The sequence below is a fragment of the Caballeronia pedi genome (genome assembly GCF_001544915.2).
Classification (GTDB): Bacteria; Pseudomonadota; Gammaproteobacteria; order Burkholderiales; family Burkholderiaceae; genus Caballeronia; species Caballeronia pedi.
Genome location: NZ_FCOE02000065.1, coordinates 22,368 through 28,545, shown reverse-complemented (window position 1 = coordinate 28,545; position 6,178 = coordinate 22,368). Strand labels below are relative to the sequence as shown.

The following is a 6,178-nucleotide window of genomic DNA, read 5'->3' as shown; positions in this document are numbered from 1 at the left end:
AGCGTCAGCCGGGCATATCGAGCAATCGACAGCTACACCGCGACGCGGTTGCGCCGGTGGCTACGCAACAAGTACAAAGCCAGGCGAAGCAGGCGCGGGGGCTATCCGCGCCCGCACCTTTATAAGCACTTCGGTCTTGTGCGCCTGACGGGGCCATGGGTGTAACGTGCCGTGCACGAAGGCGTGATGTCTTGTCCGAGAGCCGGATGCGGGAGATCTGCATGTCCGGTTCGATGAGCGGGGTTTGGAAACGGGGCTACGGCGACGTTAATTGGGCACCGCCAACCGAAAGGGGCGGCAACAGACAAACCGAACCTAACGCTACCGCGCCGCATCTCGACTCTATCGGCTCCAGCCTGCCACGCAGGACAGCGAGTCGCCCTAGCAACTTCGGGCAATTTGGCTCGCAGCACTTTCGACGGGCCCACTATGCCGTCGGGTGCTTCGGCAGCTCCGTTGTCGATTTTGAAGTAAGCGATGTGCCCGCAGTTGCCCGGCTTACGCCCCGACGCGCTCGCGCTAGCGGATCCGTGGTGGGCCAAGTGACGAAGCGCGATTGCAGATTGAGAATACGGAAGGGGACCACGGAGCGACCCACTCCGGCCAGAGAAAAGTTGGGCTACGTGCTCTCGTCGTCAGGCCTAGGCGGATGAGGCTCACGGAGGATTCGGTCTGCCTCAAGTTTGCGCGCTTCGGCGCGAATTGCATCGGGCAGCGGCGACGCCCGATTACTGCCGATGAAGCGCTCAAGGCGCTCGGTCGCAGCAGTTAGATCTTTAAACGCGATCGAGCGCAACTGCTGATCGTGAAGCGCCAGAATCTGTTCAAGCAGTGAAGCGGTCAGTGCATCGATGAACCAGGCCTGCTCGCGTTTCGAGTTTGTCAGCGCAGCGCTCATTCCGAGTTCGGCACTCCCATACACTTGCATTGGCAGGGTGCCAAAGCCCATTTCTTGCAGGTGATAGGTGATATAGAGTGCCCGCAGCAATTCGTTGAACTGATAGGAGTTGCCTCGCTTTGGTCTGCGGCAAGCCGCTAAGGCCAGGTGAATCTGAAGCGACATTTTTTCGGTCGACGCCGCCGGCAGCGGCAGCAACATCGAGCGAGTCATCGGGCGGCGAAGGCCGATCGTGTGGCCCGATTTGCGGGAGGTTCGGGTGGCGCTGCGAGGCATTGAAAACAGGTGGAGGAGCGAAGACTTTAAGGACCGCGAGAAGCTGGCGGCTAGACCCACATTCTAACGCAGCGGGTCGAAATGGATCGCGCCAGGAAGGCAATCGTCTACAGTGCGGCTTTTTTGCGCAAAAGTTGCGGCCCGTCTGTCCGGTTTTCGAATCTATCCCTGCTGCATTTGAAACGTTCACTCGCAGACTTCGCGAAACTTACCCGGCATCGGATCGCGCGCCGCCTTGCGGCTCTTTGGGCTGCTGCAGAAGCTCAGCCACGCCGAGTTGACGCTCACGCAACCGACGATGGAGACCTTAAAGCCGATGCTGTTCGATGACAAATATGTCGAATTCGCCGTGCAACGCGGGTCTCACCAGGGGCTAAAGCACGGCGCTCGGATCACGCGAAAGCCAAGGATGCCACCCGGCATAGCGAGGACGGCTTGCCGCTCCATAGCTTTCGCACGTTGCTCGATGATCTGGCTACGCTTGCGTACAACGTCTGTCACATCCCTCTCAATCAGCAAGCGAAGATCGTCATGATCACACGGCCGACTCCGATACAAGAAAAGGCCTTCCGCCTGCTCAACGTCAGCCCCGCAATCTGTACCCGGTAATCGTCTCGCTCACGCGCGCATAACCTTGAGAAATCAATGGACTATGCACGGCGCTCGCTCAAAGTTCGGGTCAGGCTCCGCGTTCGCAATTGCGGGCGTCGTGCTCATCGCGAACTTCTGACACCGGCGCCGTGTGCGTAGTCGTGTGGCGGGTCACAGGCCGTGTCATCGGCCCGCGCCCGTCACACGCCACACCGCGTTACCGACATCGTCGGCGATCAGCAGGCCGCCCTGCCGGTCCTGCGCCACACCCACAGGCGCGCCGTACAGTTCCTTCTGATCCGCCGATGTGAAGCCCGTGACGACATCCTTCGGTGCGCCGACCGGCTTGCCGTTATCGAATGCCACATAGGAGACCACATAGCCGCTCAGCGGCGAACGGTCCCAACTGCCATGCTCACCGATGAACGCACCGCCGCGATACAGCGCCGGAAGATTGTCGCCGGTATAGAAGGTCAGCCCGAGTGGCGCGACGTGGGAACCTATCGCAAAGTCCGGAGCAATCGCGCTGGCGACGAGATCGGGACGTTGCGGCTGTGCGCGCGGATCGACATGCTGGCCGTAATAGCTGTAAGGCCACCCGTAGAAAGCATGCTCCTTCACTGAAGTCAGATAGTCGGGCACGAGGTCCGCACCGATTTCGTCACGCTCGTTGGCGACTGCCCACAACTGGCCGGTCTTCGGTTCCCACTGCAGTCCGGTGGGATTGCGGATGCCTGCCGCGTAAATGCGGCTTGCGCCTGTGGCGGTATCGACTTCGAGCACGTCCGCACGCCGATACTCGACGTCCAGCCCGTTCTCGCCGACATTGCTGTTCGAGCCGACGCCCACGTACAGCTTCCTGCCGTCAGGGCTCGCCAGCAGCGCTTTGGTCCAGTGATGGTTGATCGTGTCGGGAAGATCGGCGAGTTCGACGCCGCGCTCGTCTATGCTTGTTTCGCCTGGCTTGTAGGGAAACGCCAGGATCGCATCGGTATCGGCGACATAGAGCGTGTTCCCGATAAGCTGCATGCCGAATGGGGAATGTAGCTTATCGATGAACGTATGCCGCTCCCATTCGCCGCTGCCGCCGGCAGGCTTTCTCAACAAGGTGATGCGATTCGCGCCTTTCGCCTTCTTTCCGGACTTGCTCTCGATCAGCCCCGCAATGAGTTGCTTCGGCGTGGTCACGGCCTCTTCGTTCGGGCTGTTGGATTCGGCCACGAGAACGTCACCGTTGGGAAGCGCGTAGACCTGCCGGGGATGCACGAGTCCCGACGCGATCATCTCGATCTTCAGACCGTCGGCGACCTTGGGCGTGGCGCCGTTCTTCCACCCCACGTATTTCGGCACCTGCATTGGCGGTGCGAAGAAATTACGCGCCTCGGGCATCGGCGGATTGGCGCCCGCCTGATGCGCCGCGTCGTACTGCGCATGTTCGTTGCAGCCGCTCATCAGCCCTGAAACGGCGACGACGAGCGCGCCTGCCGTGGCGTACTTATTCATGAGCCGCCTCCGAGATCGAGCCGGTCCATCGCCATGGCGATATGCGCGATGCTCAGCAGCGCGACGGTGACAACGGAGAGCACGACGTTTTCCGGCACCATCGCATAGGCATCACGGCCGTGCACGAACGCGTTGCCGATCGCCGCGACGATGGCGAGCAGATTGAGCCAGAAGTCCTTCTTCTCGATGCGGGACACGGCGCGCCGGCGTTGTATCCACACGTGACCGAGATTGAGCAGACGAGGCACGATGGCGATGATCAGACCGGCCGTGACGAGCCAGGCGGCGCCCTTGCCCCAGAACACGTTACGCGTGCTCATGTAAGTGACATCGAAGATCAACGTGCCGACAAACAGTCCGTATGGGATGGGATTCATGAGTTCGAAGATCGCCGGAGCGATCCTCGATGGATGTCGGGTGACGGCGGGCCTGGCGGACATGACGTTGCCTCGATGTGGTAGCGGATGGCATTGCAGGTGCATCGTCCATGCCTGATCCACCACAAAGCTATTCGCCGATGAAGCCCGGCAGACCCGTACCCGCATCGCTGCGTGCAAGATCGCACGCGCGTCCGATCAGCGCGTCGAATTGCGCGTCGTCGACAGGGTGCGGGAAGTGCGCGCGAAACAGATTCGCCCAGCGGAAGTCAGCCAATGGCACTTCGGTTTTTTCATAGCCTCCGGCATCGCGTACAAAAGCCGCGAGGCTGCGGAACTCGTCGTCGACCGCGTCGCCCATATGCACGGGCATGTCCCTGAACGCGATGCGCCGGGCGTTCGCATCGTAGGGATAGACCCACGCGTTGTTCTCCAGCGTCAGCCAGAACTCCGCGATTGACAACGAGGACAAGTCCTCGACGAGTACGAACGGCACGTCTTTCACGCCGATGCGCGCCAGCGCGCAAGCGACATGGTGATGGTCGATCACATACGGCTCGCCGCGCGGCCCGAGCACGATGGCGATGGGTTTCTCCGCGATGGCCATCGCCAGGTCATGCACGCTCAATTCGCGAAAGTCCGCGGCCTTTTGTCGAATCTGACGCTCCCCGTGCGTCATCTGCGTCGGGTGCAACTGGTCGATGCGCAGCGTTCTCCTGTCGCGTTCCCTCGTTGAAATGAGCGCGGCCTTCGGGCATGCCGGGCTCAGGGATCACTACCGCGTGTCGACGGCGGCGCGCAGGCGCTTTACGTCGCGCGTCGTCACGGGCGTCGCGTCGTTGCCCCAGGCCGAGCGAACGAACGTCAGCACGCGGGCGGTCTCCGTATCGGTCAGTTTGTCGGCAAACGCGGGCATTTTTTTGGCTTCCGGGCCATGCACGGTCGAGGGCGCCTTCCCACCCTCAAGCACGAGCCGCACGAGCGAATCTGGCTGCCGCGAAAGCACCGCCGGATTGCCTGCGAGACGCGGATACTTGAGCGCGACGCCCGCGCCGTCGCTCTGATGACATCGCGCGCAGGCGGTTTGATAGAGGCCTGCGCCGGGCCGCTCTTCGTCGCCGGTGCGAAGAGCGGCCACGCTTTGCCGGGCGGCACGCGATTGCGCATCGTAGGCGCCGCCATCGCCCTTGGCAGGCAGACTCTTCAGATAGGACGCGATCGAGATCAGATCCGGTTCATCGAGATATTGCGTGCTGTCTTCCACTACCTGCACCATGCTGCCGAATGTGACGAGCCCTGCGCCGTGCCCTGTTTTCAGGAACGCGGCGATGTCTTGCGCCGAAATGCGGCCGAGTCCCGCACCGGCCATGCTCGTCAGATTCGGCGCATACCAATGATCGTTGGTTCCGCCGGTCAGATAGGAATCCGATCGCTCCGTATAGCCGATTTCGTTGTACGCGGGTCCGCGCGGCGTGTGGCAGGCGCCGCAATGTCCAAGCGATTGAACCAGATAGGCGCCGCGATTCCACTGCGCATCTCGTTTCGGGTCTGGTGTGAAGGGATCTTCCGGTGCGAACGCGAGATTCCACAGCGAGAGCGCCCAGCGTTGACTGAACGGAAACGGCAGCTTCGTTTCCGGCGCTGCCCGGTTCACGGGTTCGACCCCGTGCATGAAATAGGCGTAGAGCGCGCGCGTGTCCTCGTCATTGATTTTTGAGAACGAAGGGTAGGGCATCGCAGGGTAGAGATGCTTGTCGCCGGGGGCAACGCCTTGATGCAGGACGCGTGCGAAGTCCTCGTAGCGGTAGCCGCCGATGCCATGTTCCTTGTCGGGCGTGATGTTGCTCGACCAGATGGTGCCGAAGGGCGAGCCCATCGGCAAGCCGCCGGCGAACGGGCGCGGCTGCGGCTGACCTTTTTGGGGCAACGCTGTATGGCACCCCGCGCAATCGGCAGCCTTGGCGAGATACGCGCCACGGGCGATCAACTCCGCAGAGGATGTGTCCTGCGCGCGAGCGTACTGACACGCGAGCGTCAAACCCGCCGCCATCGCGGTCATGCAGCGCAACGCACGTCGATTGCACATCATGGTGATCATCGCGCTCCGCAAGGTGAAACGATGAGCCAAGCGAGGTCAGTGGCGATCAGCGCAAACACGAAGAGCGCGCTCGCCAGCAGCCCCGCGCGCGCGATGAACGCGTCCCGTGCAACACGGCGATTGGTTGTCTCGCGTTCCTTCATCGCCGACGCGAGTACGCCCGTACGCCGCCAGTTGCGCCATGCGATCACAGCACCTGTCATCCCGATCGCGAGCGCGACCAGCGCGATAATCACTTCACCGTGTTGAAGCCACGGCATCGCGGGACGATCGACGGGCCGATCGCGCGGAAAGCATCCCCATGCCGCGATGGTCTGCGCGAGGTTTGTCTGCACGATCCATGCACCCGGCGCGAGCAGAAGGCCAAGCGTCAGCGACATGCCGCCCGGGCGTGCGCCGTGTTTGTCGTCGAGGATGGGAGACACGTCATCCATG

At 62.1% G+C, this 6,178-nt stretch carries 6 protein-coding genes and 1 pseudogene; 1 reads left to right on the top strand and 6 read right to left on the bottom strand.

The window, feature by feature from the left end; translation table 11 throughout:
- Positions 1-619: 619 nt before the first annotated feature.
- Positions 620-1,099 carry a hypothetical protein gene (locus AWB80_RS40630; protein ID WP_061180259.1) on the bottom strand — a complete coding sequence of 160 codons (480 nt, stop codon included), beginning with the start codon at positions 1,097-1,099 and terminating at the stop codon, positions 620-622.
- A 376-nt stretch (positions 1,100-1,475) separates the two neighbouring features.
- Between AWB80_RS40630 and AWB80_RS45700 the strand changes: the two are divergent.
- Positions 1,476-1,783 (top strand): annotated as a pseudogene (locus tag AWB80_RS45700) (IS1634 family transposase); the annotation flags it as partial.
- Between the two features lie 165 nt (positions 1,784-1,948).
- Here AWB80_RS45700 and AWB80_RS40625 read toward each other — a convergent pair.
- From AWB80_RS40625 to AWB80_RS40605, 5 genes are all read right to left on the bottom strand, one after another.
- Positions 1,949-3,268, bottom strand: coding sequence for a PQQ-dependent sugar dehydrogenase (locus AWB80_RS40625; RefSeq protein ID WP_061180258.1), 1,320 nt, complete (start codon positions 3,266-3,268; stop codon positions 1,949-1,951).
- Positions 3,265-3,645 (bottom strand): DUF2231 domain-containing protein, encoded by a 381-nt coding sequence (locus tag AWB80_RS40620; protein WP_244207033.1) that lies wholly within the window; start codon positions 3,643-3,645, stop codon positions 3,265-3,267. Before AWB80_RS40620 ends, AWB80_RS40625 begins: the two co-directional genes overlap by 4 nt.
- Positions 3,646-3,775: 130 nt before the next feature.
- The gene (locus AWB80_RS40615; protein WP_279628694.1) at positions 3,776-4,384 is read right to left on the bottom strand and encodes a ParB-like protein; all 609 of its coding nucleotides are present in this window, start codon (positions 4,382-4,384) and stop codon (positions 3,776-3,778) included.
- Between the two features lie 36 nt (positions 4,385-4,420).
- The gene (locus tag AWB80_RS40610; RefSeq protein WP_061180255.1) at positions 4,421-5,743 is read right to left on the bottom strand and encodes a cytochrome c; all 1,323 of its coding nucleotides are present in this window, start codon (positions 5,741-5,743) and stop codon (positions 4,421-4,423) included.
- Positions 5,740-6,177 carry a hypothetical protein gene (locus tag AWB80_RS40605; protein WP_061180254.1) on the bottom strand — a complete coding sequence of 146 codons (438 nt, stop codon included), beginning with the start codon at positions 6,175-6,177 and terminating at the stop codon, positions 5,740-5,742. Before AWB80_RS40605 ends, AWB80_RS40610 begins: the two co-directional genes overlap by 4 nt.
- Position 6,178: the final 1 nt, after the last annotated feature.

What these genes read in the sequence shown, in the direction of transcription:
- AWB80_RS40620 (WP_244207033.1), bottom strand. Translation starts at nt 3,645, where the DNA reads ATGAATCCCATCCCATACGGACTGTTTGTCGGCACGTTGATCTTCGAT.
- AWB80_RS40630 (WP_061180259.1), bottom strand. Translation starts at nt 1,099, where the DNA reads ATGTTGCTGCCGCTGCCGGCGGCGTCGACCGAAAAAATGTCGCTTCAG.
- AWB80_RS40605 (WP_061180254.1), bottom strand. Translation starts at nt 6,177, where the DNA reads ATGGATGACGTGTCTCCCATCCTCGACGACAAACACGGCGCACGCCCG.
- AWB80_RS40625 (WP_061180258.1), bottom strand. Translation starts at nt 3,268, where the DNA reads ATGAATAAGTACGCCACGGCAGGCGCGCTCGTCGTCGCCGTTTCAGGG.
- AWB80_RS40610 (WP_061180255.1), bottom strand. Translation starts at nt 5,743, where the DNA reads ATGATCACCATGATGTGCAATCGACGTGCGTTGCGCTGCATGACCGCG.